General features: G+C 51.2%; 24 protein-coding genes. 23 read left to right on the plus strand and 1 reads right to left on the minus strand.

Translation table 11 applies throughout. The features are described from left to right. Positions 1–55 precede the first annotated feature (55 nt). From rimP to dut, 14 genes are all read left to right on the plus strand, one after another. A complete protein-coding gene (rimP, locus tag ACI48K_RS07910) occupies positions 56–517 on the plus strand; it encodes a ribosome maturation factor RimP (protein ID WP_475027042.1) in 462 nt (153 codons plus the stop codon). Positions 518–573: 56 nt separating this feature from the next. Beyond that, a complete protein-coding gene (gene nusA / locus ACI48K_RS07915; protein WP_475027043.1) occupies positions 574–1,671 on the plus strand; it encodes a transcription termination factor NusA in 1,098 nt (365 codons plus the stop codon). Positions 1,672–1,689: 18 nt separating this feature from the next. After that, positions 1,690–2,013, plus strand: coding sequence for an RNase P modulator RnpM (rnpM, locus tag ACI48K_RS07920; protein WP_475027044.1), 324 nt, complete (start codon positions 1,690–1,692; stop codon positions 2,011–2,013). Then, complete coding sequence (locus ACI48K_RS07925; RefSeq protein ID WP_475027045.1) at positions 2,006–2,329, plus strand: L7Ae/L30e/S12e/Gadd45 family ribosomal protein; 324 nt, start codon at positions 2,006–2,008, stop codon at positions 2,327–2,329. Before rnpM ends, ACI48K_RS07925 begins: the two co-directional genes overlap by 8 nt. After that, on the plus strand, positions 2,322–5,018 hold the full coding sequence (gene infB, locus ACI48K_RS07930; RefSeq protein WP_475027046.1) for a translation initiation factor IF-2: 2,697 nt from the start codon (positions 2,322–2,324) through the stop codon (positions 5,016–5,018). Before ACI48K_RS07925 ends, infB begins: the two co-directional genes overlap by 8 nt. Positions 5,019–5,033: 15 nt before the next feature. Further along, positions 5,034–5,387 carry a 30S ribosome-binding factor RbfA gene (rbfA, locus tag ACI48K_RS07935; RefSeq protein ID WP_475027047.1) on the plus strand — a complete coding sequence of 118 codons (354 nt, stop codon included), beginning with the start codon at positions 5,034–5,036 and terminating at the stop codon, positions 5,385–5,387. Between the two features lie 18 nt (positions 5,388–5,405). Next, positions 5,406–6,383, plus strand: a complete 978-nt coding sequence (locus ACI48K_RS07940) for a DHH family phosphoesterase (RefSeq protein WP_475027048.1) — start codon at positions 5,406–5,408, stop codon at positions 6,381–6,383. After that, complete coding sequence (gene truB, locus ACI48K_RS07945) at positions 6,380–7,300, plus strand: tRNA pseudouridine(55) synthase TruB (protein ID WP_475027049.1); 921 nt, start codon at positions 6,380–6,382, stop codon at positions 7,298–7,300. Before ACI48K_RS07940 ends, truB begins: the two co-directional genes overlap by 4 nt. Positions 7,301–7,349: 49 nt before the next feature. Further along, positions 7,350–8,297: a bifunctional riboflavin kinase/FAD synthetase gene (locus ACI48K_RS07950; protein ID WP_475027050.1), complete on the plus strand. Its 948-nt coding sequence runs from the start codon at positions 7,350–7,352 to the stop codon at positions 8,295–8,297. Between the two features lie 170 nt (positions 8,298–8,467). After that, positions 8,468–8,737 (plus strand): 30S ribosomal protein S15, encoded by a 270-nt coding sequence (gene rpsO / locus ACI48K_RS07955; protein ID WP_475027051.1) that lies wholly within the window; start codon positions 8,468–8,470, stop codon positions 8,735–8,737. 285 nt (positions 8,738–9,022) lie between these two features. Further along, positions 9,023–11,128, plus strand: a complete 2,106-nt coding sequence (pnp, locus tag ACI48K_RS07960; protein WP_475027052.1) for a polyribonucleotide nucleotidyltransferase — start codon at positions 9,023–9,025, stop codon at positions 11,126–11,128. Positions 11,129–11,290: 162 nt separating this feature from the next. Then, the gene (locus ACI48K_RS07965) at positions 11,291–12,274 is read left to right on the plus strand and encodes a polysaccharide deacetylase family protein (protein ID WP_475027053.1); all 984 of its coding nucleotides are present in this window, start codon (positions 11,291–11,293) and stop codon (positions 12,272–12,274) included. A gap of 121 nt (positions 12,275–12,395) precedes the next feature. Further along, positions 12,396–13,649 carry a M16 family metallopeptidase gene (locus ACI48K_RS07970; RefSeq protein WP_475027054.1) on the plus strand — a complete coding sequence of 418 codons (1,254 nt, stop codon included), beginning with the start codon at positions 12,396–12,398 and terminating at the stop codon, positions 13,647–13,649. Then, on the plus strand, positions 13,633–14,088 hold the full coding sequence (gene dut / locus ACI48K_RS07975) for a dUTP diphosphatase (RefSeq protein WP_475027055.1): 456 nt from the start codon (positions 13,633–13,635) through the stop codon (positions 14,086–14,088). The genes ACI48K_RS07970 and dut overlap by 17 nt, the downstream gene beginning before the upstream one ends. A 66-nt stretch (positions 14,089–14,154) precedes the next feature. On the opposite strand, the gene ACI48K_RS07980 is transcribed toward dut, so the two are convergent. Continuing rightward, positions 14,155–15,594 (minus strand): S41 family peptidase, encoded by a 1,440-nt coding sequence (locus ACI48K_RS07980; protein WP_475027056.1) that lies wholly within the window; start codon positions 15,592–15,594, stop codon positions 14,155–14,157. 160 nt (positions 15,595–15,754) lie between these two features. On the opposite strand from ACI48K_RS07980, the gene dpsA reads away from it, so the two are divergent. The 9 genes from dpsA to ACI48K_RS08025 all read left to right on the plus strand — a co-directional run bounded on the left by dpsA (position 15,755) and on the right by ACI48K_RS08025 (position 26,606). Beyond that, the gene (dpsA, locus tag ACI48K_RS07985) at positions 15,755–16,654 is read left to right on the plus strand and encodes a dipicolinate synthase subunit DpsA (RefSeq protein ID WP_475027057.1); all 900 of its coding nucleotides are present in this window, start codon (positions 15,755–15,757) and stop codon (positions 16,652–16,654) included. Beyond that, positions 16,651–17,241 carry a dipicolinate synthase subunit B gene (locus ACI48K_RS07990; protein ID WP_475027058.1) on the plus strand — a complete coding sequence of 197 codons (591 nt, stop codon included), beginning with the start codon at positions 16,651–16,653 and terminating at the stop codon, positions 17,239–17,241. The genes dpsA and ACI48K_RS07990 overlap by 4 nt, the downstream gene beginning before the upstream one ends. Positions 17,242–17,312: 71 nt before the next feature. Then, complete coding sequence (locus ACI48K_RS07995) at positions 17,313–18,347, plus strand: aspartate-semialdehyde dehydrogenase (protein ID WP_475027059.1); 1,035 nt, start codon at positions 17,313–17,315, stop codon at positions 18,345–18,347. An 84-nt stretch (positions 18,348–18,431) separates the two neighbouring features. Continuing rightward, positions 18,432–19,652 (plus strand): aspartate kinase, encoded by a 1,221-nt coding sequence (gene dapG, locus ACI48K_RS08000; RefSeq protein WP_475027060.1) that lies wholly within the window; start codon positions 18,432–18,434, stop codon positions 19,650–19,652. Positions 19,653–19,742: 90 nt separating this feature from the next. Beyond that, positions 19,743–20,606 (plus strand): 4-hydroxy-tetrahydrodipicolinate synthase, encoded by an 864-nt coding sequence (gene dapA, locus ACI48K_RS08005; RefSeq protein WP_475027061.1) that lies wholly within the window; start codon positions 19,743–19,745, stop codon positions 20,604–20,606. A gap of 383 nt (positions 20,607–20,989) precedes the next feature. Next, entirely contained in the window at positions 20,990–22,669 is a 1,680-nt protein-coding gene (locus ACI48K_RS08010; RefSeq protein ID WP_475027062.1) for a ribonuclease J, read from the plus strand. A 254-nt stretch (positions 22,670–22,923) separates the two neighbouring features. Beyond that, positions 22,924–23,649 (plus strand): ClpP family protease, encoded by a 726-nt coding sequence (locus ACI48K_RS08015; RefSeq protein WP_475027302.1) that lies wholly within the window; start codon positions 22,924–22,926, stop codon positions 23,647–23,649. After that, complete coding sequence (locus ACI48K_RS08020; RefSeq protein WP_475027063.1) at positions 23,646–23,876, plus strand: YlzJ-like family protein; 231 nt, start codon at positions 23,646–23,648, stop codon at positions 23,874–23,876. Before ACI48K_RS08015 ends, ACI48K_RS08020 begins: the two co-directional genes overlap by 4 nt. A 75-nt stretch (positions 23,877–23,951) precedes the next feature. Further along, positions 23,952–26,606 (plus strand): FtsK/SpoIIIE family DNA translocase, encoded by a 2,655-nt coding sequence (locus tag ACI48K_RS08025; RefSeq protein ID WP_475027064.1) that lies wholly within the window; start codon positions 23,952–23,954, stop codon positions 26,604–26,606. The last annotated feature ends 43 nt before the right edge of the window (positions 26,607–26,649 follow it).

Genomic DNA, 26,649 nt, shown 5'->3' on the forward strand with positions numbered 1-26,649 from the left:
CCCACTCTTTACTCTTTGGTATACAGGAATGAACCATTATGGAGGTAATGTAAGCTTGAGCACACCAAAGATCAAAGCGGCCGTCGAACAAATGGTCACGCCTTTTTTGGAGGAAAACGGCTTTGAACTGGTAGACGTGGAATACGTCAAGGAAGGAAGCAACTGGTTCCTTCGCGTATTCGTGGATAAAGACGGAGGCATCGATATCGATGACTGCGGCCGCATCAGCGAATACTTAAGCGAAAAGCTCGACGAGAATGATCCGATCCCTTCCGCTTATTTTCTGGAGGTTTCTTCTCCGGGAGCGGAGCGTCCGCTGAAAAAAGCGGAAGATGTCACAAAAGCCGTAGGCAAAGATGTGTTTGTCACTACATACGAACCGGTTGATGGCCTGAAAGAGTTTGAAGGCCGGCTTCTTTCCTTTGCGGGCGACGAATTGGTTGTCGAGGTCGGGAAGAAAAGCCACACGATTCCTTACGGCAAAGTAGCCAGCGCCAGATTGGCCATTATTTTCTAAAATGCAGCCGGATTCGAAATTGATAGGTAGATTATGAAAGGGGGAACTCGAGGCAAATGAGTATGGATTTTATCGATGCCTTGAATGAATTGGAGAGGGAAAAGGGAATCAGCAAAGATATTTTGTTTGAAGCGATCGAGGCTGCGCTGATTTCCAGCTACAAACGGAATTTCAATACTGCGCAAAATGTGCGTGTTGATATGAACCGCCAAACGGGAGCCATCAAAGTATATGCCCGCAAGCTTGTTGTGGAAGAAGTGCTTGATCCGCGCACGGAGATTTCGCTTCCGGCCGCCCGCGAGATTAATCCGAACTTCCAGCTTGACGACATCAGCGAAATCGAAGTGACGCCTCGCGACTTCGGACGCATTGCGGCGCAAACCGCCAAGCAGGTCGTGACGCAGCGTATCCGCGAAGCGGAGCGGGGTCTCATTTACAACGCTTTTGTGGAGAAGGAAGAAGACATCGTAACCGGGATCGTGCAGCGTCAGGATCTTCGCAACATTTACGTTGATCTTGGCAAAATCGAAGCGCATCTGCCGCTGAACGAGCTGATGCCAAACGAGAAATTCAAGCACGGCGACCGGATCAAGGCTTACATCACCAAAGTTGAAAATACGACGAAGGGTCCGCAAATTTTGCTGTCCCGCACACATCCGGGCCTTCTAAAGCGTCTGTTTGAGCTCGAAGTGCCGGAAATTTTTGACGGTGTGGTTGAGATTCGTTCCGTAGCGCGCGAAGCCGGCTTCCGCTCCAAAATCGCGGTATTTTCCCGCAACACGGAAGTGGATCCGGTAGGATCCTGCGTAGGACCGAAAGGAACCCGCGTACAGACGATCGTTAACGAGCTCCGCGGCGAGAAGATCGACATCGTCCGTTTTTCGGAGAGCGTCGAGGAATATGTCGCCAATGCCCTGAGCCCGTCCCGTGTGCTGGAGGTTCAGGTGTTCGAAGCTGAGAAAATGGCCCGCGTCATCGTTCCTGATTATCAGCTTTCCCTGGCGATCGGGATCAAGGGGCAAAACGCCCGTCTGGCGGCCAAATTGACCGGCTGGAAAATCGACATCAAGAGCGAGACTCAGGCGGAAGAGGAATTCGGCAGAGAAAGAACCGATCTGGGCGAATTGCCGCAAGATTCCGTTTCCGTAGATTAAAAACGGGGGGGATGATCGATGAAGCCTAGAAAAGTACCTTTGCGCAAATGCGTGGCTTGTCAGGAAATGATGCCCAAGAAGTCCCTGATCCGCATTGTGCGTTCCCCGGAAGGGGATGTTTCGATAGATCTGACCGGCAAGAAGTCGGGGCGCGGAGCGTATTTATGCGGCAAAGTTGCGTGCTTCAAGCTGGCTCATAAGAACCGGGCGCTCGACCGCGCGCTGAAAGCGCCGGTCGGCCCCGAGGTTTATGAGCAGCTTGCCCGCGATTTTCTGGCGGTTGAAGACGAATTCCTTGCCGCTCAGTCTCAGCCCGATGAGGACGAGGAAGCCGTTGAATAAGGCGCTATCCAATCTTGGGCTAGCTATGCGGGCCGGCAAGCTCGTCACCGGGGATGAAATCGTCATGAAGTCGATTCGGTCTTCGGAGGCCAAGCTGGTCATTGTCGCAAAAGATGCATCTGCCAATACTCACAAGAAATTCCGCGATAAATGCGGGACCTACAAGATACCTTTGATTATCGGGTTTGACCGGGAAGAGCTCGGATCCAGTGTGGGAAAACCGGAACGGGTCATTCTGGCGCTAACCGATCAAGGGTTTGCCGATATGATTCGAAAAGCGATCGTGAAAACGTCGGAGGTGGAGTATATTGAGTAAACAAGATAACAAAGATAAGCTCAGGGTGTACGAATATGCCAAGTCACTCAACATGAGCAGCAAAGAAATTATTACGATTCTTAAGCGTCTTAATATCCCGGTCAATAACCATATGAGCGTAATGGAGAACGACGCCGTATCGAGCGTCGAGCAATTCTTCAAGGATATTAAGAACAACGCCGCGGCGAAGCGGGAAAATACCGGACGCGCTGAAGCTACAGCCAAAACGTCGGCTTCGGTTTCCGCAGGAGGAAGCCATGCGCCGAAAACTCCGGCCGGAGAAGGAACCGGCCAGCGCGGAGGGCAAGTTCGTCAAGTTCAGGATCATAAACCGGGTCACAGCAGTAACAAAAATCAACAGGAAAAGCAGGTAAGCATGAATAATAGAACACAAAACATCCAAACTGTAACAACGGGCAGCTCCCAAGCTACCCAAGAAAGAACCAGTCGTCCAGCCAGTGGCAATCAGCAGCACTCCCGTCCGCAAGGACAAGGACATTCCCAAGGCGGTCCATCCGGACGTAGCTCTCAGCCACATCATAACCAAGGCGGAGGACAAAACCGCAATGAGTCGGCGGCTTCGCGTCCTCAATCGGGCGGCGCCAACCGCGGCCCGCAATCGAGCAGTCCAAGCCGCAGTCCGCAATCACAAGGCCGGACCAACTCCGGGGGAAATAGCAGCTTTGGAGGCAACTCCGGCGGAGGTTTTAGCGGCGGCAGAAGCCAAGGTCAAGGACAAGGCGGTCAGGGACAAGGTAGTCAGGGTCAAGGCCAGGACAGAAGACGAGGCGGCAACAACGGCAATAACCGCCCGAATCAAAGAAGTTTTGATGACAACAGATCAGGCAACTTCAGAAATAACCGCGGCGGCGGCAAAAACGGCCGTGGCGGAAAAGGCGGCTTCCAACAGCCTCCTCGCGAAAAAATCGACAACACACCGAAAAAAATTATCGTGCGCGGCACGATGACAGTTGGCGAAACGGCCAAACTGCTGCATAAAGACGCTTCCGAAGTCATCAAGAAGCTGATTTTGCTTGGCGTTATGGCAACAATCAATCAGGAGCTTGATATCGACACGATCCTGCTTTTAGCCGGAGATTTCGGTGTAGAAGTAGAAGTGAAAATTCCGGTAGAGGACGACCGCTTCGAAACGCTGGAAGAGGTTGATGATGAAGCAGATCTGTTGGATCGTCCGCCAGTCGTAACCATTATGGGTCACGTTGACCATGGTAAAACAACGCTTCTTGACGCGATTCGTTCCACGAATGTAACGGGCGGAGAAGCCGGCGGGATTACCCAGCATATCGGTGCTTATCAAGTTGAAATCAACGGGAAGAAGATCACCTTCCTGGATACGCCTGGCCATGAAGCGTTTACCGCCATGCGTGCTCGCGGAGCGCAGCTTACCGATATTACGATTATCGTGGTTGCAGCGGATGACGGTGTAATGCCGCAGACGGTTGAAGCCGTTAACCATGCCAAAGCGGCAGGTTTGCCAATTATCGTAGCTGTCAACAAAATTGACAAGCCGGGCTCTAATCCGGACAAAGTCAAACAGGAATTGACCGAATACGGACTCGTTCCGGAAGAATGGGGCGGCGACACGATTTTCGTCAATGTCTCTGCCAAACAAAAGATCGGCCTGGAAGGGCTGCTCGAAATGATTCTGCTGGTTGCAGAAGTGAACGAGTACAAAGCCAATCCGGACAAACGCGCTCGTGGCGCCGTTATTGAAGCCGAGCTCGACAAGAGCCGCGGACCAGTTGCCCGCATATTGGTGCAGCATGGTACGCTGAAAGTCGGCGACGCATTTGTCGCAGGCAACTGCTTCGGACGCGTTCGCGCCATGGTGAATGATAAAGGACGCCGTCTTAAAGAAGCCGGACCATCGACACCGGTTGAAATTACCGGTTTGACGGAAGTGCCGCAAGCCGGCGATCCGTTCATGGTCTTTGAAGATGAACGCAAAGCCCGTTCAATCGCTGACAAACGCGCAATTGCGCAGCGTCAAAGCGATCTTGGAGTCAATACGAGAGTTACGCTTGATGACTTGTTCCGCCACATTAAAGAAGGCGAAATCAAGGATTTGAACGTCATCATCAAAGCAGACGTGCAAGGTTCGGTGGAAGCACTTAAAGGTGCTTTGGAAAAAATCGAAGTCGAAGGCGTGCGCGTGAAAATTATTCACAGCGGTGCCGGAGCAATCACAGAATCCGACGTCATTCTTGCAGCGGCATCTAATGCCATTGTGATCGGTTTCAACGTTCGTCCGGATACACAAACAAAAGCGACTGCAGATCAAGAGAAAGTTGATATTCGCCTGCACCGGGTTATATATAACGCGATTGAAGAAATTGAACAGGCGATGAAAGGAATGCTTGATCCGGTTTATAAGGAAACCGTGATCGGTCATGCCGAAGTCCGCAATACGTTTAAAATCAGTAAAGTGGGCACGATCGCGGGTTGTATGGTTACCGACGGGAAAATTACCCGTTCTGCGGAAATGCGCTTGATCCGCGACGGTATCGTTATATTCGAAGGGAAGATCGATTCTCTGAAACGTTACAAAGACGACGCCAAGGAAGTTGCGCAAGGTTATGAATGCGGAATTACGCTTGATAACTATAACGACCTCAAAGAGGGCGACGTGATTGAAGCATTCATTATGGAAACCGTCGAACGGAAGTAAGGTGAGGTGGCATAAATGGCTAAAAATCGTACCGGCCGCGTAGGCGAACAAATTAAAAAGGAACTTAGCGTGCTCATCCAGACCGAACTCAAAGATCCGCGCATCGGATTTGTTACGGTGACCGGGGTCGATGTGACATCTGATTTGTCGCAGGCCAAAGTTTATTTAAGCGTATTTGGCGACGAAGAAAAGAAGAACGAATCGCTGAAAGGGCTGGAAAAAGCAAACGGCTTCCTCAGAACGGAGCTTGGTAAGCGAATTCAGCTTCGCCATACGCCGGAGCTGATTTTCAAAATCGACGAGTCCATCGCATACGGCAGCAGGATCGAGAAGCTGCTTGGCGATATTTCGCACGAGGATCAAAAATAGAATTTAAAGGAGACGGCAATGCAGACCAATGAACGGGAGTTCCGGCAGAGCGAGCAATTTTTGACGGAACATGATGATTTCCTGGTAGTGGCGCATGTACAGCCGGACGGAGATGCAGTCAGTTCCACCCTTGCGGTGGGCTGGCTTCTCTCATGTCTGGGTAAAAAATACGTAATGGTCAATGAAGGCTCCATTCCGAAACGTATGGCTTATTTATGGGAATCGGACCAAATCATCGATTTGTCGGCGCAACCGCTTGAGAAAAAATATAGCCATGTCATCTGCGTCGATTGTGCGGATTTCAAACGTGTCGGAAAAACCCGGGATTTTTTTGCGGACGACGTGCAAATTTTGAATATTGATCACCATCCGACAAATGATGGTTATGGCTTAGTGAATCTGATCGTGCCGACTGCCGCCGCGACGGCGGAAATTTTGTTCGATCTGATCGCGTACATGGGTTTGGAATTGAACCGGGAGGTGGCGACCGCAATCTATACCGGACTCCTTACGGATACCGGGGGATTTCGTTATGCCAACACCTCGCCGAAGGTCATGGCGACCGCGTCCAAATTGCTTGAATATGGAGTTGACGGTCCCGGACTTTCAGAACTGTTGCTGGAGCAAGTGACGCTGCCGCAGCTTCTTTTGCTGACCCGGGCTTTAAACGGACTGAAGATAACGGAGGACGGCAAGATCAGCTGGGTGTCGGTCACGGATGAGGATTTGAAAGCAACCGGCGCAATTCATGAAGATATGGAGGGGATCGTGAATTATCCCCGCAATATCCAAGGCGTGGAAGTTGGCCTTTTGTTCAAAGTGATCGATGAGACTGCCGTCAAAGTCAGCATGCGTTCCGCAGGAAATGTCGACGTTTCTTTGGTTTCCAAAAGCTTTGGCGGAGGCGGGCATGTTCGCGCGGCGGGGGCACGAGTGGAAGGGACCCTGGATGATGTGGTTGCCCGGGTTGTGGAGCAGGTGAACCAGCAGTTATGAATCATTCTTACGAAGGTATTTTGCCGATCCACAAGCCGGCAGGTTTTACTTCCCATGATGTGGTGGCGAAATGCCGCGGCATTCTTAAGATGAAGAGAATCGGTCATACCGGCACGCTGGATCCGGCCGTAACAGGGGTGCTGCCTTTGTGCTTAGGCCGCGCGACGCGCATGGTCGAGTATTTGCAGGAGCTTCCTAAAGAATACAACGCAACACTGGTGCTTGGAATCGCTACCGATACGGAGGATATGACCGGCACTGTAATTGAGAGCTTGGATCGTGTTTCCGTGACGGAGGAGACGGTGCAGGGCGTACTGGAACGTTTTATGGGCACGATCTCGCAAATTCCTCCGATGTATTCGGCGCTTAAGCAGGACGGCAAACGGTTGTACGAGCTGGCGAGAGAAGGCAAGACGGTGGAGCGCAAGCCGCGCGAAGTGACGATTCATGAGCTTGAATTAACCGGATTTGATCCGGAGGGTCCTCATCCGAAGCTGTCTTTTCGGGTGTTGTGCTCCAAAGGAACTTATATTCGTACTTTATGCGTTGATATCGGGCGGGCGCTTGGCGTTCCTGCGGTCATGGCGGAGCTGAAACGGACGATGTCCGCCGGGATGACGGAAGCGAACTGCCTGACGATGGAGGAAGTGGCGCAGCACGTTATGGACGGAACGCTAGAGTCCTGCCTGCTTCCCGTTGATAAAGCGGTAGAGCATTTGCCGGGACATATTGTCGCCGAAGAAAAGATGCAAGCGGCGCTCCAGGGACAGCGCCTGTCCTCCGACGCGGTACAGCCGCGCCCCGAGCTAGGGGCGACGATTCGACTGTACGGTCCGCAGCGGCAGTTTTTAGGGATTTTTCGCGTGGAGGAGCCTACAGGAGCGGTTAAGCCCGTTAAGGTATTCCTTCCTGAATGAAGAATAGAAGAATTGTGCCAATTCGAGTGGAATTGCAGGTGAGACAATCATGGAAACCATTACTTTATCCTATCCATTAACAGAACCATTTATTGCGCAGTATGCTAAGCCGCAGGTGCTTGCCATCGGGCAATTCGACGGTCTACACCTTGGGCACGCCAGCGTGATTGAGGCGGCGGTCAAGCTGGCCGCGCAGTCGGGTCTTCCGGCTTCGGTCATGACTTTCCATCCCCATCCGAAAGAAGTCATGAAAAAAGGCGACTATGAAGGATATCTGACTCCACCTCTTGTGAAAGAGCAAATTTTACGGAATATGGGGCTGGATTATGTATATATCGTAGAGTTTAATGACGCTTTTTCCCAAGTGAGTCCGGAGCATTTCGTATCCCGGATGCTCGTTCCCATGCAGGTACATACGGCGGTGGTCGGTTTTGATTTCCGTTACGGCTATAAAGGCGAAGGCGATGCCGGTATGCTGCGTGAATTAAGCGAGGATACGCTGGAGGTATGCACCGTGTCTCCGTTCCTGATCGGCGAAGAAAAAGTCAGCAGCTCGGGCATCCGCAAGGCGCTGCAGGAGGGCGATATCAATTTGGCCAACCGCTTCCTGGGGCGGCCTTATAACCTGAACGGAATCGTGATGCACGGCGAGAAACGGGGAAGATTGCTCGGGTTCCCGACGGCCAATCTTGAGTTAAGCGAGCATTTTGTGCATCCCATTACCGGCGTTTATGCCGTCAAAGCGGAGCACAAAGGAACCCGTTATTCCGGCGTGATGAATGTTGGCGTCAAGCCGACCTTTCACAGCGATGCTACGATCCCGACGTTTGAAATCCATCTGTTCGATTTCAGCGGCGACTTGTACGGCGAAGCCATGTCGGTTGAACTGATCGGCTTCATTCGCCGGGAGCGCAAATTCGGTTCCATGGACGAATTGATTGCGCAAATTTCCAAGGATGCCGAGACGGCCAAAAGTTTATTGCAAGACATCCGATAATCCGGACTAGCGGCATTTACTTTTATTCTTGAGTTATGGTATACTGTCTTACGTTGTCACAACGGAGGACCTTGGTTTTCCGCTTGTTGCCGCAATTAACCTTAGCTTGGTTGATCGGTCTCACCACCCGCAACGAGGCTAACGGCGATTTTGAAAAGGAGGTGAACAGGATGGCATTGACTCAAGAACGTAAACAACAATTGATTGAAGCGCACAAAACTCATGAATCCGACACCGGATCCCCAGAAGTGCAAATTGCTATCCTTACGGAGAACATCGTGAATTTGACGGACCACTTGCGCACGCACAAGAAGGACCATCATTCCCGTCGCGGTCTTCTGAAAATGGTTGGTCAACGTCGTAAATTGTTGGCTTACTTGAAGAACAAAGACGTGAAACGTTACTCCGCTTTGATCGAGAAACTCGGATTGCGTCGCTAATTCGGACATGTTTTACAGAAGCAGCCTGGTTGCCGCCGGATCGCAAGATTTGCGTTCGGCCGCGGCCGGGTTGCTTTTTAAAATACATATTCCGTTTTTCGATAACTGCAAACATCGTGATTATTGGGAGCTCCGTCAGGAGCTTTTGTTGTGAGCGGGACAAGTTCTCATTTCACCGGCACAACGGCTAAACCGCCGCCGGATGTTTTCTGCTTCTTATGAATTGATCAAAAGCAGGAAATAATGAACTCTGTACCGAACTTATTTGTGATAAGGAGGGATTTCATGGAGAATCATGTGAAAATGCAGTTGGGGGGAAGACCTCTAATTCTGGAAACCGGCCGTTTGGCCAAGCAGGCGAACGCGGCGGTAATGGTGCGTTATGGCGATACGGCCGTGCTGTGTACCATAACGGCGTCGCAGGAGCCCAAGGATCTGGACTTTTTTCCGCTGACCGTCAACTATGAAGAAAAGCTGTATGCCGTAGGTAAAATCCCCGGAGGGTTCATTAAGAGGGAAGGTCGTCCCAGCGAGAAAGCGATTCTTGCCAGCCGGTTGACCGACCGTCCGATTCGTCCGCTGTTTCCGGAAGGATTCCGCAATGACGTGCAAATCGTGAACCTTGTAATGAGCGTGGATCAGGACTGCGAGCCGGAAATCGCTGCCATGATCGGAACTTCCGCAGCACTCAGCATTTCGGACGTTCCTTTTAACGGACCGATTGGCGGGGTTGCCGTAGGCCGCATTAACGGGGAATTCATCATTAATCCGAATGTGGCTCAGCAGGAAATCAGCGACATCTATGTCGTTGTGGCCGGTACCAAAGACGCGATCATGATGGTAGAGGCCGAAGCTAACGAAGTGCCTGAAGAAGTTATGCTGGAAGCGATTATGTTCGGGCATGATGAAATCAAGAACATCGTCAATGTGATTGAAGAGCTCGTCAAAATCGCAGGCAAAGAAAAAATGGAAGTGAAGCTGCACAGCGTAAACGAAAACGTGAATCAGGAAGTTCGCGGTTTTGCCGCCGAACGTCTCGTGGAAGCCGTTAAAATCGCCGAGAAGCATGCTCGTCAGGATGCGATCGATGCAGTTAACGACGAAACCGTGGCTTATTTTGCGGAGAAGTACATAGAATCTCCCGAACTATTGGCCGACGTGAAAGAAGTGCTTCACGATATCGTCAAAGAAGAAGTGCGCCGCTTGATTACGCATGATAAAGTCCGTCCGGACGGCCGCATGCTGAACGAAATTCGTCCGATCGAATGCGATATCAATCTGCTGCCGCGTACACACGGCTCCGGCTTGTTTACTCGCGGTCAAACGCAGGCTCTCAGTATTTGTACGCTTGGCGCTTTGGGCGACGTGCAAATTTTGGACGGTATCGATCTGGAAGAGTCCAAACGGTTCATGCACCATTACAACTTCCCGCCGTTCAGCGTGGGCGAAGCTCGTCCGCTGCGCGCACCGGGACGCCGCGAAATCGGGCATGGAGCGCTCGGAGAACGGGCCCTTTCCAAAGTTATTCCGCCGGAAAGCGAATTCCCGTACACGATTCGCCTCGTATCCGAAGTGCTTGAATCGAACGGTTCCACTTCCCAAGCCAGCATTTGCGCCAGCACCCTGGCAATGATGGATGCGGGCGTGCCGATCAAAGCTCCGGTTGCGGGCGTGGCGATGGGTCTGATCAAAGACGGAGAACATGTATCCATTCTTACGGATATTCAAGGCATGGAAGACCATTTGGGCGACATGGACTTTAAAGTGGCGGGCACCTCGGAAGGCGTAACCGCGATTCAAATGGACATCAAGATCGACGGGATCGACCGCCAGATTTTGACCGATGCGCTGAAGCAAGCCCGTGAAGGCCGGATGTTCATCCTTTCGAAAATGCTGGAACGCATTCAAAAGCCGAAGGAACATCTGTCGCAGTATGCGCCTAAGATCCTCATCATGAACATCAATCCGGATAAAATCCGCGATGTCATCGGGGCCGGCGGCAAAATCATCAACAAGATCATCGAGGAAACCGGCGTGAAGATCGATATCGAACAAGACGGCCGCGTATTCATTGCCTCCGCCAATGAGGAAATGAACAACAAAGCACGCTCGATCATCGAAGGCATCGTCAAAGAAGTGGTGGTTGGCGAGATCTATGTCGGTACCGTAAAGCGGATCGAAAAATTCGGAGCATTTGTGGAAATTTTGCCGGGTAAAGACGGTTTGGTGCATATTTCCCAATTGTCGACCGAACGTGTCGGTAAAGTTGAGGACGTTGTAGCCATCGGCGATACGATCACCGTAAAGGTGACCGAAATCGACCAGCAAGGCCGCGTCAATCTTTCCCGCAAAGCGGTTCTGACCGCTGAAACGGAAAAATCCCCTTCCTAACATTTGCATAGAAATCGTGGTATGCGGGAAAAGAGACAGAATGAATCAATTCTGGCTCTTTTTTAATGCCTTCCTATTGCTCCTCCCGCTCCCGGCTTGCATAAATCGGGACTTGCCTACATATAAATGGGGACAAAGCCGGATTGAAGGGATGAGCGGTAAATGAGTCGGATGAAGTTCGCGGTAGTATCGGGTTGCATCCTCCTTGTCCTGGTACTGGGGCAATTTGCCGGTATCAGGGATTTTGTGAACGGCGGCGGAGGGAACCAGGGCGCTTTTGCTTTTAAGCTGTTCAAGGAAAGTGAACGGGACACCGCACTCCTTGCCAAAATTCGCGAGGAAGCGGCAAGTAAGCGGGTTGAACCGATTGACGCGACCGTAGACCGGGTGTGGAAGGCGATCCCGGGATATAACGGACTTGAAGTGGATATTGACGGTACGTACGCCAAAGCCCGGACCAGTACGCCCGGAACGGAAATCAATTATATCTATAAAGAGATCAAACCGAAGGTAGGTCTTGAGGATTTGGGGCCCTATCCTATATACAAGGGAAATCCCAATAAGCCTATGGTCGCGCTTATGATTAATGTGGCGTGGGGCAACGAATATATCGTTCCGATGCTGGACACTTTGGATGAGGCTAAAGTCAAAGCCACCTTTTTTCTCGACGGCAGCTGGCTAAGCAAAAATGCGGAGTTGGCAAAGGAAATTCAAAAAAGAGGCCACCAGATCGAGAATCACGCCTACTCTCATCCCAATATGAGCCAACTCGAAGCGAACCGTGCCCGGTTGGAAATCTCCAAAACGAAAGATCTGTTGAAGGAGAAGCTGGGCGTGGAGAACCGCTGGTTTGCGCCGCCTTCGGGGGATTTCAACGACCGGACAGTAAAGCTGGCTGCGGAGCAAGGCTTGAAAACGGTGCTGTGGACGCTTGATACGGTTGACTGGAGAAACCCGCCCGCTTCCTCCATCGTGACCAAAATCGCCGGAAAAGCGGAGCCGGGGTCATTGATTTTGATGCATCCGACGGCGTCTTCGCGGGACGCATTGAAGGGCATGATCCAAGCGATTCGCAGCAAAGGACTTGCGCTTGGAACCGTAGAAGAGACTTTGTCCTCCGACCGGGTTAACATCCCCAAGAGTTGAGAAGGGCTCCTTTTTTTGATACGATAGTGGGTGGCTCAGCTAATCAAAATGGAATCATATTCCTCGTCAATCCGCTGACGCAGTTTTTACTTATGACGCTAATCTTTTAGGAGGACCTTTCGTGAAGAGAACGCAGTTAAAAAACGGCCTCCGGGTGGTTATGGAGAAAATACCGACCTGCCGCTCGGTGTCGTTCGGCATATGGGTCAAAACGGGATCGCGCAATGAACGCCCCGAACTCGGCGGAATCTCGCATTTTATCGAACACATGCTGTTCAAGGGAACGGAACGATTCAGCGCCAAGGATATCGCCGAACAATTCGACGCGATCGGCGGCAACGTCAACGCGTTTACGTCCAAGGAGTATACTTGCTTCTACGCCAAGGTACTCGATGAGCACTTGCCGATCGCGGTTGATGTGCTCTCCGACATGTTTTTCCGTTCGCAATTTGACGGTGAGGAACTGCGGAAGGAAAAAAACGTGATTTTGGAAGAAATCTCGATGTACGAAGATACTCCGGACGATATGGTTCACGATCTGGTGTCTGCGGCAGCGTATGGCGATCATCCGCTAGCTTTTCCGATTTTGGGCACCGAAGGGCAGTTGCTTCCCATGGAACCGGATCATCTTCGCGCTTACATGGCCGAGAAATACACGATTGAAAACACGGTGATCAGCGTGGCCGGCAATATTGACGACGGCATTCTCGAACTGCTGGAGCGGTATTTCGGGGACTTCGCCAATCATGGACCGGCTGATACGCTCGCCGCGCCGTCCTTTCTCGGGGAACTCAAATTCCATAAGAAAAAAACGGAGCAGAACCATATCTGCTTGTCTTTTCCCGGGTTATCGGTGGGTGACGACAAGCAATATGCGATGGTGCTGCTTAACAATGCGCTCGGCGGGGGGATGAGCTCCCGGCTGTTTCAGGAAATCCGTGAAAAACGCGGACTTGCTTATTCGGTATATTCATACCATAGCTCCCACGCTGACAGCGGACTTTTTACCGTATATGCGGGCACGGCTCCGAAGCAAACGAAAGAAGTGCTGGATCTGACCAAAGAAATCCTGCATGAGGTCTCCCAAAAGGGGATCAGCGACAGCGAACTCCGCAAAGGCAAAGAGCAGTTGAAAGGCAGCTTGATCCTCAGCCTGGAGAGCACCAGCAGCCGCATGAACCGGCTCGGCAAAAACGAGCTGATGACCGGCCGCCATTTTACGCTGGATGAAATGATCGCCCGGATTGAAGCGGTGACGATGGACGACGTGAACGCCGTGATACGTGAAATGTTTAAGCAGCCTTTCTCGCTGGCTATGGTAGGGGCGTCCGATCGGGTTATATCGGGATTAAGGAGAGATGAACTTGTCATTTGAAGTGCAAATGAACCGTTTGGCGGGAAACGAAGACATCGAGCTTCCCCGCAAAATGTCGGAGCTGGCCTCCGGCTTTGATCTTTACGCTGCGGTCGCGGAGGAAGAGGTGCTGAGTCCGGGAGAGCGTAAGCTCATTCCGACGGGCATCGCCATTGCTATGCCAGGGGGGCTTGAAGCCCAAATTCGCCCACGCAGCGGCTTGGCATATAAACACGGCATCACCTGCCTGAATACTCCGGGAACCATCGACGCGGATTACCGCGGGGAAATCAAAGTACTGTTAATTAATTTGGGCCAGGAGCCGTTTGCCATCAAGCGCAATGAACGGATCGCGCAAATGGTGTTCCAAATTGTGCCGGAGGTTGAACTGGTTCAAGTGGACGAGCTGTCGGATACGGTGCGCGGCTCCGGGGGCTTCGGGCATACCGGGCGGAACTGATTGAGTAGAATTAATAAAAAAACCTGCAGAGCGTTGGCCAAATTCGGCACAACATCTGCAGGCTTTTTATTTGCCAGCAATGATATCCTTTAATTTGTCCATCTGCGGATCCCGATCATCCAAAATATCCTTAGACGCAGTATAAACGGGAATGTCGGGTTCAAGTGTTGTTTTGGCGTTAAGGCTGGTATCGGGGCGCGTAAACTGCTTATAGGACACATTGAAATTAAAACCGGAATGGGGGAGTCGAAATTCGAGGAGATCCCCGTACATTGACGGTTTGTTGCCGGTCGGCTCCCCTATAACCGTAGCCAGCTTGTTATCCTTTAAAGTAACGGCGAACATGTTTGCGGAACTGAATGTATTAGCCGAGGTCAAGACATATAAATCGCCTTTAAATAGAAGATTCATGGATGTGTGAGTTACTTTTGTTTTGACGGAAGGAAAATTTCGAATACCACTTTTTTGATTTACCCCATTTTGCTCGGAGATTTGAGGAGAAAACCGGACTAACATAGAGTAATCCTGGTATTCTTCGATATTCAGATAACTCATAAATTCATTGATAACGGCAGAATTCCCTCCTTCATTATTCCTGAGATCGATAGCGACATGCTGGATATTGTTTTCTTTAACGCGGGTAAAAAAAGTGTCAAGCGTTTCCGAATAAAGGCTGCCGGGTTCACACGTATTGATCCGGATCACTCCCAAAGAAAGAGCTTCGTCAAAGAGAAAGCTATAGGGCTCTCTCCCTGTTCCATAGGGAGTAAGCATACGACGGTCTGACAGTCTTCCGTTAAAAATCGGCACATCGAAACTCAGGACTCGGCCTTCTCTTTGAACTTTAAGGTCCACTTTCTTGTCATGCAAAACATTCAAATGATCCAGAAAGGCGGCGCCTGTAAGCATTGGTATCCCCATGACTTTTACCCAACTCTCATTTTCTGAGGAAATAACTTTGGATAATTCATCAAGCAGTTGCTCAGGTTTGAACCCGCCAAGCTCCAGCAATAAATCTCCTTTCTTGAAATCCGTCCCTGAACTCAAAAAGACCGGACCGTCTTTAGCCCAGAAAAGCGGCAGGTTCAAAGTTTGGAGGATTGTCGAAAACGGGCTGATCGAAGTGTGGGCGTCATGTACCGAGGTGACGATTGTATCAGCCACGAAATAGAACTTTTCCGGCTCCAAGGGCGTTTTCACCTGTTTGTAAGCATCGTCTATCGCAGCTTGCTGCTCCTTATTCCAGCCATTGACGAGGGCGGGATGAACTTCCGCAAGTGTTTTAACCAAATAATCAAGGTCATTCTTCATCTCCGTTGTGGTCAATAACTTGACGGATGCTTCCGCCGAGTTAGCTTCAGATTGCGTTGCCTTTACTTCCGTTAGCGACTCCTTAGGCGGGGAAGAATTATTCTTCGATGGGCTCAAGTCTGGGAAGAGAAAAATAAGGACTCCAAGCAGTGCGCCGGTGACAAAAATAACCGCAGTTCGTCTCGCTTTTTTCATAAACTCTCCCCTCCATATTTGTTATATCGTAGAAATTCGCTTTTTTCGTTTTCAATGACGTTCCTCACTTGCTTATGCTTGGGGTTGTGCTTTTCACCACTTCGTAGGCCGCGGCATAAGATGCTCTATACTGTGTTGCTTGGAAGGAGTGCCATCTTGAATGCTAACCGGCCTTACGATCGTATTCCTTGGTGGAGATGCCCGCCAGGTCGAGGTCATCAATAAATGCGTGGAACTGGACGCCACAGTAAGGATTGTAGGATTCGATCGGCTGGAGAATCCGATCTTGGGGGTATCCCAGGAATCGTTGACAACCAAGCTGCTGGCCGGCGCTGACGTCATCATTCTTCCGGTTATGGGCTGCGAGGATAACGGCGCCGTAAAGGCTCCTTTTTCCTCAGAAGATATTGTGGTAGGGAAGGACTTGTTCTCCGCTGTTCGCCAAAACGCCTTGGTTTATACGGGGGTGGCGAAAAGCTTCTTGAAGGCGATGAGCGAGGAATACGGCTTTAGACTAATCGAACTGCTGGAGCGCGACGATGTCGCCATTTACAATTCGATTCCGACGGCCGAAGGCGCCATCATGATGGCGATCCAAAATACCGATATCACGATCCACGGCTCGTCATGCATGGTGCTGGGGATCGGAAGAACGGGCTTCACGCTGGCGAATACGCTGCAGGGTTTGGGAGCGAAGGTTCAGGTAGGGGTGCGCAGGGAAGACGATATCGCAAGGGCGGTTCAGATGGGCTGGAAGCCTTTTGCGACAACGGATTTGGCCGTTTTTGCGGGGGGAGTTGACTTGATTTTTAATACGATTCCGACTATGATAGTCACAGCGCAAATCATCTCAAAATTACCCCGTACGGCGGTTATTATCGACCTTGCCTCGGCGCCTGGAGGAACCGATTTCAGGTTTGCCGAGAAGCGTGGAATCAAGGCGCTTTTGGCTCCCGGACTGCCTGGAATCGTCGCTCCCAAAACGGCTGGAATCATCATGGCAAAAACGATCAGCCGGTCGATTTTGGAAGAGTTCCAATTACGGGGGGATGAAGAGTGAATTGGCAGGGAAAAACGGTAGGATATGCCATTACGGGCTCGCATTGTACGTTTGCCGAAGTCATGCCGCAAATCCAGCGCTTCGTGGATGGGGGCGCGAAGGTCGTCCCAATCATTTCCCAATCGGTGATGATGACCGATACGAGATTCGGCAAGTCGGAAGATTGGCGGAAACAGTTGAAAGATATTACCGGGAATGATATCATTTCTACAATTGTTGAAGCAGAACCGCTTGGTCCAAGCAAGCTGCTTGACGTTTTGGTGATCGCTCCTTGCACGGGCACTTCAACGAGTAAATTGGCCAACGCGGTGACGGACAGTCCTGTTTTGATGGCTGCAAAAACGCAGCTTCGCAACAGCCGCCCGCTTGTCATTGCCGTGTCGACTAATGACGGATTGGGCTTTAATTTGGCGAATATCGCCAAGCTGATCGTGGCCAAAAACATTTATTTCGTTCCGTTCGGCCAAGACAATCCGGCCGGAAAACCGAATTCATTGGTCGCCAATATGGAATTGATCCCGGAAACCTGCTATGCCGCATTAGAAGGCAAGCAGCTGCAGCCGGTTATTATCGAACGTTTTCACTAATTTTGCCGCGAATCAGGAGATTCATTTCATTTACTATAAATCGTTATATTAGAGAAGGGGAGACGTGCCAGATGAACAAAACGAAGTTTAATGTCGCTGTTGTCGGAGCGACGGGAGCTGTTGGAGAGCAAATTATCGGACTATTGGAGAAAAGGAACTTTCCGATAGATAAGCTGAAGCTTTTGTCTTCGGCCCGTTCCGCAGGCACCGTCCTTCACTTTAAGGGACAGGAAATTACCGTTGAGGAAGCTGGCCCGGACAGCTTTGAGGGCATCGATATCGCGCTGTTCAGCGCGGGGGGAGATGTCAGCAAAGCCCTTGCTCCGCATGCGGTTCGCCATGGCGCCGTATGCATTGATAACACGAATGCGTTCCGGATGGATCCGAACACTCCGCTTGTCGTACCCGAAGTCAACGAGCATAAGATTGCCGAGCATCAAGGGATTATCGCTAATCCGAACTGCTCCACCATTCAAATGGTAGCCGCTCTGAAGCCGCTCTACGACCGATTTGGCATTTCACGGATCATTGTGTCTACCTATCAAGCGGTTTCCGGAGCCGGGGCTAAAGCGATTCAGGAATTAAAACGCCAGAGCAAGGAAGTCCTTGCAGGCAACGAGCTGACGCCGGAAATTTTGCCGGTAGGTTCGCTGCCGGTGAAGCACCAAATTGCCTTTAATGCGATTCCGCAAATCGATAAATTCCAGGATAACGGATATACCTTGGAAGAAATGAAAATGGTACGCGAGACGAAGAAGATTTTCGGCGACGACACGATCGACGTGACGGCGACTTGTGTACGGATTCCGGTCGTTTACGGCCACTCCGAATCGGTATACGTTGAACTTAAGCAGGACTATGATCTTGCCGAAGTAAGAGAATTGCTTGAAAACGCCCCGGGCGTTGTCGTCGTTGACGATCCTGCTTCTCAGGCCTATCCGCTCGCTGCAGATGCGGCCGGGAAAAATGAAGTATTTGTAGGCCGTTTACGTCGTGACCTGGGAAATGAACGCGGTCTGAACTTATGGATCGTTTCGGATAATCTGCTCAAAGGCGCAGCTTGGAACGCCGTACAAATCGCAGAGCTTATTGCGGCGAAAGGGTAACGGTATGCGTGAGGCATAACCGGACAGAAGAACAACGGGAAAGGCTGGCGCCTTGGCCCGGATACATTAATTGGAGGAATACCCATGCGCATTTTGGTGCAAAAGTTTGGCGGCACGTCTCTTTCGACCGGTGAAGCGAGAGAGCATGTCATTTCACATATTCGCCGGGAACTGGAAAACGGTTTCCGGCTCGTCGTTGTGGTTTCGGCCATGGGACGCAAAGGAGATCCGTACGCTACGGACACGCTCCTTGATTTGATTAACGAAGGCGACGGGAACCTGCCGGCGCGGGAACAGGATTTGCTCATGGCTTGCGGCGAAATCATATCCGCGGCTAAACTGTGCAGCTTACTTAAGGAGAAGTCCATTTCGTCCGTTGTCTTGACCGGCGCACAAGCCGGTTTTCGCACGGACAGCCAGTACGGCAATGCAAGAATTCTGGACATTGTTCCGTCAAGAGTAATTGAAGAACTGCAAAATAAAGACGTCGTCATCGTCACCGGCTTCCAGGGGCAAAACCAGAACGGAGACTTCACAACGTTGGGACGGGGCGGCAGCGACACGTCGGCGACGGCCTTGGGCGCTGCTTTACATGCCGAAATGGTCGATATTTACACGGATGTAAACGGCATCTTGACCGCCGACCCGCGGATCGTCGAAGACGCCAAACCGCTCGATTACGTAAGCTACGCCGAAATCTGCAACATGGCGCATCAGGGGGCGAAAGTCATTCATCCCCGGGCGGTGGAAATTGCGATGCAATCCGGAATTCCGGTTCGTGTTCGCTCTACCTTTTCCCAAGGAGAAGGAACGCTTGTCGCCAACCCGGAAGGGTTCAAAGACGTTCAAATCGGAATTGTGGATCGATATGTAACGGGTATCGCCTATGTAGCCAACGTAACGCAAATTCGCGTAGAATCCTCAGGCAAGGGCACGGACAACCTTCAACTGCGGGTGTTCAAGGCCATGGCCGATCATTCGATCAGCGTTGATTTTATTAATGTTACCCCTACGGGGGTAGGTTATACCGTTTTTGACAAAGATTCTTCCCAAGCAGAGTCTATTTTAAGATCGCTCGATCTCGAGCCTCAAATATTAAAAGGCTGTGCAAAGGTTTCCGTCATTGGCGGAGGAATCAATGGAGTTCCCGGAATTATGGCGAAAATTGTCGAAGCCTTGGCGGAGCAAAACATACAAATTCTGCAATCCGCCGACTCCAATACGACGATCTGGGTGCTTGTAAACAAGGAAGACATGGTCCATGCGCTTCGTGCATTGCATGCGAAATTTGAGCTAGGCCGCTAATTTGCTTGACAAGGACGTCAAACACCGGCGCCCTCGCCGCTGGCCATTGTTCGGACGCCAGCCGGTATATCGGAAGAGGAGTTGACGAAAGTGGATTTTGGAAGATTGCTTACAGCCATGGTAACGCCTTTCGATGAACAAGGAAACGTAGACTGGAACCGTACAGCCGGTCTAATCGATTATTTGATCGAAGAACAGAAGTCGGAAAGCCTTGTGGTTTGCGGGACAACGGGCGAATCACCTACTCTGAGCGACGACGAGAAATTAGAGTTGTTCAAGTTTGCGATAAGTCACGTGAACGGACGCGGCAAAGTGATCGCTGGTACCGGAAGCAACAACACGGCGCATTCGATCCACTTATCACGGGAAGCTGAAAAGCTTGGCGTGGATGCCTTGCTGCTTGTCGCGCCTTACTACAATAAGCCCAATCAAGAGGGGTTGTACCGTCATTTCGAAGCGATTGCGGCATCCGTAAAGCTGCCGGTGATGTTATACAACGTGCCCGGGCGGACGATGGTCAGCGTTAGTGCGGAAACAACTTTGCGGCTTGCGCAGATCCCGAATATTGTGGCCACCAAAGAATGCGCTCCGTTGGATCAGGTGGCACGGATTGTCTCGGAAGCTCCCGAGGGCTTCAGAGTTTATTCCGGCGAGGATGCCTCCGCTTTTCCGGCAATAACCGTTGGGGCTCACGGCGTTGTTAGCGTGGCAAGCCACATCGCAGGAAAGACGATGAGAGAGATGATCGATCTTTATTTGGAAGGGCATGTTTCGGAGGCGGCAAAGCTCCATCAAAAGCTGCTTCCTGTATTTAAGGGCTTGTTTGAATGTCCGAATCCGGTTGCGGTTAAATTCGCGCTGAACGAAACTGGCCATCCCGTGGGTTCCGTACGTTTGCCGCTCGTTCCGCCAAATGACAAGGAAGCGGAATTCATTCGGAGCTTGCTGGTTTAATTAGTCTCTAAGCGACGAAAGACATAACCATAAATGCACTGCTTTTCCACAAACCGATGCCTTGCTTAAGGCATCGGTTTTTTTGCTGTGGAGCAAGGTAACGTTAACCGGATGTAAAGTGACTGACTTGTTTTTTGTTAATTTAATCATGTATAATGAATTTAAGTGACTGGGTGCGGTGAATTTTTAAAAAAGAATGAATACAAGTAGCGGCTGAGTCGCCTTTGTGGAGGCGATTTCCCGTTCCTGCGGAAAACAAATAAATACAAACTGTATAGTTATGCCTATATTGGTATGTATTTCCAAGTGATAGCAGTGATCGGCGCCATTTCATTTTAAAAAAGTTATACGACGTCCAAAATAATTAGGAGGGTTAGATACACTTGTCGAAAAAAATTAATAATGAGAAACTGTCGATCTTTGCATTGGGCGGCGTCGCAGAAATCGGGAAGAACATGTATGTCGTTCAATATGCCAACGATATCGTTGTCATCGATTCCGGACTGAAATTCCCGGAAGAGGACATGCTTGGCATAGACATCGTCATTCCCGATATCACTTACTTGACGGAGAACCGTGATAAAGTAAGAGGTATCGTATTGACGCACGGCCATGAAGATCATATTGGCGGGTTACCTTACGTGCTCAAGAATCTGAATGTTCCGGTTTACGGAACGAAGCTGACTTTGGGCTTGGTCGAAAACAAGCTGAAGGAAGCGGGATTGCTTGGCGAAACCAAACGCGTGCTGATCAACGCCGATTCGGAAATCGCGCTCGGCACCACCATGAAAGCCACATTCTTCCGGACGAACCATAGCATTCCCGACTCCGTCGGGGTTTGCATCGAGACGCCGGAAGGGAATGTAGTCCATACCGGCGACTTCAAATTTGATCATACCCCAGTCAATGATCAATATGCGGATTTGCACCGGATGGGTGAAATCGGGCAAAAAGGCGTGCTTGCGCTTTTGTCCGATAGTACAAATGCGGAAAGAGCAGGCTTCACGCCATCGGAGAAAAACGTCGGCGTTGTGCTCAGCGATATTTTCCAAAAAGCTCAACAACGGGTGGTTGTTGCCACCTTTGCTTCGAATGTGCACCGGATTCAGCAGGTCATCGACGCCGCTTACACGACTGGGCGCAAGCTGACGATTATCGGGCGCAGTATGGTGAATGTGGTCACCATAGCTTCCGAGTTGGGATATCTTAACGTGCCGGACGGTATTTTGATCGAGCCGGAAGAAGTCAATAAAATGGCGGCTGACCGTGTTGTTATTTTGTGCACTGGCAGCCAGGGCGAGCCGATGTCCGCGCTTACTCGCATGGCTCGTTCCACGCACCGTAAAGTCGATATTTTGCCGGGCGATACCGTCATTATTGCGGCTACACCGGTTCCGGGCAATGAAAAATATGTGGGCCGGACGATCGACGAATTGTTCCGTTTGGGAGCGGAGGTCATTTACAGCGGATCCCACGCCGGTGTACACGTTTCCGGTCACGGCAGCCAGGAAGAATTGAAGCTGATGCTCAATTTGATGCGGCCCAAGTTCTTTATTCCGATTCACGGGGAATACCGGATGCTTCGCAAACATGCGCTGCTCGGGGAATCCGTTGGCGTAGATCCTGATAACATTTTTCTTATCGATATCGGCGAAATTGTGGAAATTCAGAATGGGGCTGCTCGTAAGGCGGGGAAAGTGCCCGCGGGCAACGTACTGATTGACGGTTTGGGAGTTGGAGATGTAGGAAACATCGTACTTCGCGACCGCAAACTGCTGTCCCAGGACGGAATCCTTGTCGTGGTAGTAACGCTGAGCAAGCAGGATGGCACCATTGTATCCGGGCCGGACATTATTTCCAGAGGTTTCGTGTATGTGCGGGAATCTGAAGGGTTGCTTGAAGAAGCCAATCGGATCGTTTCCAGTACGCTCGAAAGACTAATGAGCGAAAACGTCAACGAATGGGCTTCGCTCAAAACGAACGTTAAGGATGCGCTCGGCCGGTTCCTGTATGAACAAACACGCCGGAGACCGATGATCCTTCCAATCATCATGGAAGTATAAGAGCTGAACATAAATCGAATGAAATAACCTATTAAGGCACACAGTACGCCTCTTCTTTCGCCGATATTTGGACGTTATCGCGCGGGGAAGAGGCTTTTTTCATTTCTTGGTATAGGAGAAAGAAGGTTGTCGGCATACTAGTTGTTGCGAAAGTACGAAAGGCAAAACGACAACAACAGGCCGCCGAGGCCAGAAGGATGGCATAGATCATGAACAAGATACCTGGAGGTAAAAGCGCTTCAAGCCGGGAAGAAATGCAGCTGCCTCCCGCACAGCCGGACGAGGAGAAGAAAGAGATGGGCGTCACCGAAGCTATACAACAATTAGGACAAACCGCAGTGCCGACTCCCGGTGAATCCAACGTGTATTGCTTGACGATCATCGGCCAGATCGAAGGACATTTGGTATTGCCGCCGCAAAATAAAACGACGAAATACGAGCATGTCATACCGCAGTTGGTGGCGGCGGAGCAAAATCCGCATATCGAAGGGCTGCTTATCATTTTGAATACGGTTGGCGGAGACGTGGAAGCCGGTCTTGCCATCGCCGAGATGATCGCTTCTTTAACCAAACCGACGGTGACCGTTGTGATCGGAGGCGGCCATAGCATCGGGGTTCCGATCGCCGTTGCCTCCGACTATTCGCTGATCGCCGAGAGCGCTACGATGACAATCCATCCGATCCGAATGACCGGACTTGTCATCGGCGTGCCGCAGACCTTCGAATATATCGAAAAGATGCAGGAGCGCGTTGTTCGATTTGTGACCACGCATTCGCGAATCTCCGAAGAGATGTTCAAAGAACTTATGTTCAAAACCGGCGAACTTAACCGGGATATCGGCACGGCCGTCGGAGGCGGAGACGCGGTGAAATACGGGCTCATCGACGGAATCGGCGGAATCGGCGAAGGCTTGAGCCGGCTGAATCAGCTGATCGAATCCAGACGCGGCGCAGCTTCGTTAGGAGGAATGACCCAGTGACCCATTATACGATTTTGCCGGAGGAGGCGTATTGGGAGAACTTCGAGGCTCAGGTTTCGTATGAAGAAATCGAGCTTGGCGGCGTTCTGATGCAGGTCAGAATGGAGCCTGGCAACCGTGCGACCATCATGCGTCTTTTGCGCTGCTCGCTCGAGGATTATTTGAATCCATCTTTTCAACCGGGCCAGCAGGTCGCGTTTTTTCCCATCCTCATGAAGAAACTTTGAGGGTACAATTCGGACAGCCTATAGGTACCCCCCTGGCGAATATGGTATAATATTCATCTGGGGGGTGATCTTCGTTTGGCACGGAAACGGAAGAAGAAAAAGGCTGCTCTTGGCAGCATGCTGAAATATGAAATCTATGGGATCATCCTGATCACTTTGTCGATTATCGCCTTGTCCGGGGAGGCGGCCGTCGGAAGAACATTGTCCAAAATGTCGGCGCTTGTTCTCGGCAAGTTTTATTTCGTGATTCCTGTTATTGGCATCTACATAGGACTGGCCGTGATGATCAACCGCAAATGGCCGTCGAGATGGAATACAAGACGCACCGGCGTGCTGCTCGGGGTTCTGGCGCTGACGCTCATGAGCACGATTTCGGCCATGCAGCAGAAGCTGGTGCCGACGGTGCCTTTGACGGCCGGCCACATCATGTCGCAAATTCATCAAGATCTGCAGGGCGCGTTATTCCATCCCGCTGCCGAGGTCGGCAACGGCTTCAGTTTATTGGGACTTGATATCAGCGGCGGTTACGTCGGCGGGCTTGAGTTTGCCTTGCTGTACTCATTATTCGGCATGGCCGGAGCCAAGCTGATTATGATCGTTTTACTGGCCATCAGCTTTATGCTGGTAACCGGGTTATCTTATGTGGATTTGGTTCGTTTGTTTAGTTCCAAGCTTAGCGGGCTGGGTGAGCAGTTTGGCAAAAAAATGCGCATGCTCCGCCCTGTTCCGGTAATCAACAAATCCAAAAACGCCGCCAAGCCCGTATCTTCCGACAATTTGGCCGATGAGGAAGACGATGAAGAAGAACGGGCGCTGGAGCCGCGCAAGAAACCGGTATTTTTCCAATTGCTTGGCTTTAAAGGACGCAGTACGGAGGAAAATACAGCAAAACCCGCTCTATCACCGGAAGGTGAGGAGGACATGGAACATCGCGGCATGGAGGCTATTAATTGGAATGATTTGGACTATGCCGGCAGAAATAGCCAGGATGTTCATGATGCACTTGGCAGTGGCGTTTTGCATTCTTTATCTCATGAAGATAAAAAAGACGTTTCGGACACGGGGCCGATCATTCGCGATTTCTTTGATAATATTCAGCGGGAAGGTCTTTACCATGAAGACGAAGCGGACGGCGAGAGATTCGATGCCAACCCTCCCGCGGGGGAAGCCAACATCGCTGAGGGCATTCATGCACTGGACATCGATGATTCGGCGGATGACGAATCATCGGACCCGTTAGCCCAACTTCCGGAGGGCTCGGAAAGTTTGCAGACCGCTCCTCCTCCTGCGCCTAAACCGGCGCCAAAGCCGTACAAGCTGCCGCCGTTCCGTTTGCTCTCGAAGCCGGCCGGTTCCGGCAAATCGGGCGATCAAGCCGATTACATGCAGACGGCCCGCAAGCTGGAGGCGACGCTCGAGAGCTTTGGCGTAAGGGCCAAGGTGCTTGAAGTGGTGCGAGGCCCAGCGGTTACGCGCTATGAAATTCAGCCTGATATCGGCGTTAAGGTCAGCCGGATCGTGAATTTGACCGACGATATCGCGTTGGCGCTGGCAGCCAAAGATATCCGCATGGAAGCGCCTATTCCAGGTAAATCCGCCATCGGCATCGAAGTACCGAACAATGAGGTCTCGCTTGTTACTATGCGCGAAGTAATGGAGACGCCAACCTTCCAGGAAGCCGAATCCAAGCTGTCCATCGCATTTGGACGAGATATTTCCGGGCAGACGATCGTCGGTAACCTGGCGAAAATGCCCCATCTGCTCGTCGCTGGGGCAACCGGTTCCGGGAAATCGGTATGTATTAACGGCATCATTGCCAGCATTTTGTACAAAGCCAAACCGGATGAGGTCAAGTTCATGATGGTTGACCCGAAAATGGTCGAACTCAACGTTTATAATGGGATTCCTCATTTGCTCGCGCCGGTCGTTACCGATCCGAGAAGGGCTTCGCTGGCGCTGAAAAAGATCGTCGTCGAGATGGAAAAACGGTATGAGCTGTTTTCCAAATCGGGTGCGCGCAACGTAGAAGGTTATAACCTGCTGATGAAGGACAATCCGGACGCCATTCTTCCTTACATTGTCGTTATCGTGGACGAGCTCGCCGATTTGATGATGGTCGCCGCCAGCGACGTGGAGGATGCGATCGCCCGCCTAGCCCAGATGGCCCGCGCGGCCGGCATTCATCTGATCATCGCCACGCAGCGCCCTTCGGTTGACGTCATCACCGGGGTCATCAAAGCGAATATTCCTTCACGGATCGCTTTTGGCGTCTCCTCTCAGGTGGATTCGCGTACCATTCTCGACATGGCCGGGGCGGAAAAGCTGCTTGGCCGTGGAGATATGCTCTTCATGCCGATGGGCGCTTCGAAACCGGTTCGGGTACAGGGCGCCTTTATGAGCGATCAGGAAGTGGAAGCGATCGTGAATTATGTCCGTGAGCAAGGCCAAGCGGAATACGACGAAAGTCTCGTTCCGGAAATCGACGATGAAGTTCAGGAGCATGAAGAGGTGCTTGACGAGCTTTACGATCAGGCGGTGCAAATCGTTCTTGAGGCCAAGCAGGCCTCGGTATCGCTTCTTCAGCGGCGCATGCGCGTGGGGTATACCCGGGCGGCGCGACTGATCGATTCGATGGAGGCCAGAGGAATCGTCGGACCTTACGAAGGCAGCAAGCCGCGGGAAGTGCTTATGTCCATCGAACAATACAAAATGGGGAAAATCCCGTCGTAATAAACTTCGGGAAAGATGAATCAATAGCATTTTCCGCCAGATA

The organism is Paenibacillus terrisolis (assembly GCF_056171975.1).

Excerpts from the sequence above, each read along its gene's own strand:
- dapG (WP_475027060.1), top strand. The coding sequence starts at position 18,432 with ATGCGCATTTTGGTGCAAAAGTTTGGCGGCACGTCTCTTTCGACCGGT.
- ACI48K_RS07965 (WP_475027053.1), top strand. The coding sequence starts at position 11,291 with ATGAGTCGGATGAAGTTCGCGGTAGTATCGGGTTGCATCCTCCTTGTC.
- ACI48K_RS07940 (WP_475027048.1), top strand. The coding sequence starts at position 5,406 with ATGCAGACCAATGAACGGGAGTTCCGGCAGAGCGAGCAATTTTTGACG.
- ACI48K_RS08015 (WP_475027302.1), top strand. The coding sequence starts at position 22,924 with ATGCAGCTGCCTCCCGCACAGCCGGACGAGGAGAAGAAAGAGATGGGC.
- ACI48K_RS07995 (WP_475027059.1), top strand. The coding sequence starts at position 17,313 with ATGAACAAAACGAAGTTTAATGTCGCTGTTGTCGGAGCGACGGGAGCT.
- truB (WP_475027049.1), top strand. The coding sequence starts at position 6,380 with ATGAATCATTCTTACGAAGGTATTTTGCCGATCCACAAGCCGGCAGGT.
- pnp (WP_475027052.1), top strand. The coding sequence starts at position 9,023 with ATGGAGAATCATGTGAAAATGCAGTTGGGGGGAAGACCTCTAATTCTG.
- dut (WP_475027055.1), top strand. The coding sequence starts at position 13,633 with ATGAACTTGTCATTTGAAGTGCAAATGAACCGTTTGGCGGGAAACGAA.
- rpsO (WP_475027051.1), top strand. The coding sequence starts at position 8,468 with ATGGCATTGACTCAAGAACGTAAACAACAATTGATTGAAGCGCACAAA.
- nusA (WP_475027043.1), top strand. The coding sequence starts at position 574 with ATGAGTATGGATTTTATCGATGCCTTGAATGAATTGGAGAGGGAAAAG.
- rbfA (WP_475027047.1), top strand. The coding sequence starts at position 5,034 with ATGGCTAAAAATCGTACCGGCCGCGTAGGCGAACAAATTAAAAAGGAA.
- dpsA (WP_475027057.1), top strand. The coding sequence starts at position 15,755 with ATGCTAACCGGCCTTACGATCGTATTCCTTGGTGGAGATGCCCGCCAG.
- ACI48K_RS07980 (WP_475027056.1), bottom strand. The coding sequence starts at position 15,594 with ATGAAAAAAGCGAGACGAACTGCGGTTATTTTTGTCACCGGCGCACTG.
- rnpM (WP_475027044.1), top strand. The coding sequence starts at position 1,690 with ATGAAGCCTAGAAAAGTACCTTTGCGCAAATGCGTGGCTTGTCAGGAA.
- ACI48K_RS07950 (WP_475027050.1), top strand. The coding sequence starts at position 7,350 with ATGGAAACCATTACTTTATCCTATCCATTAACAGAACCATTTATTGCG.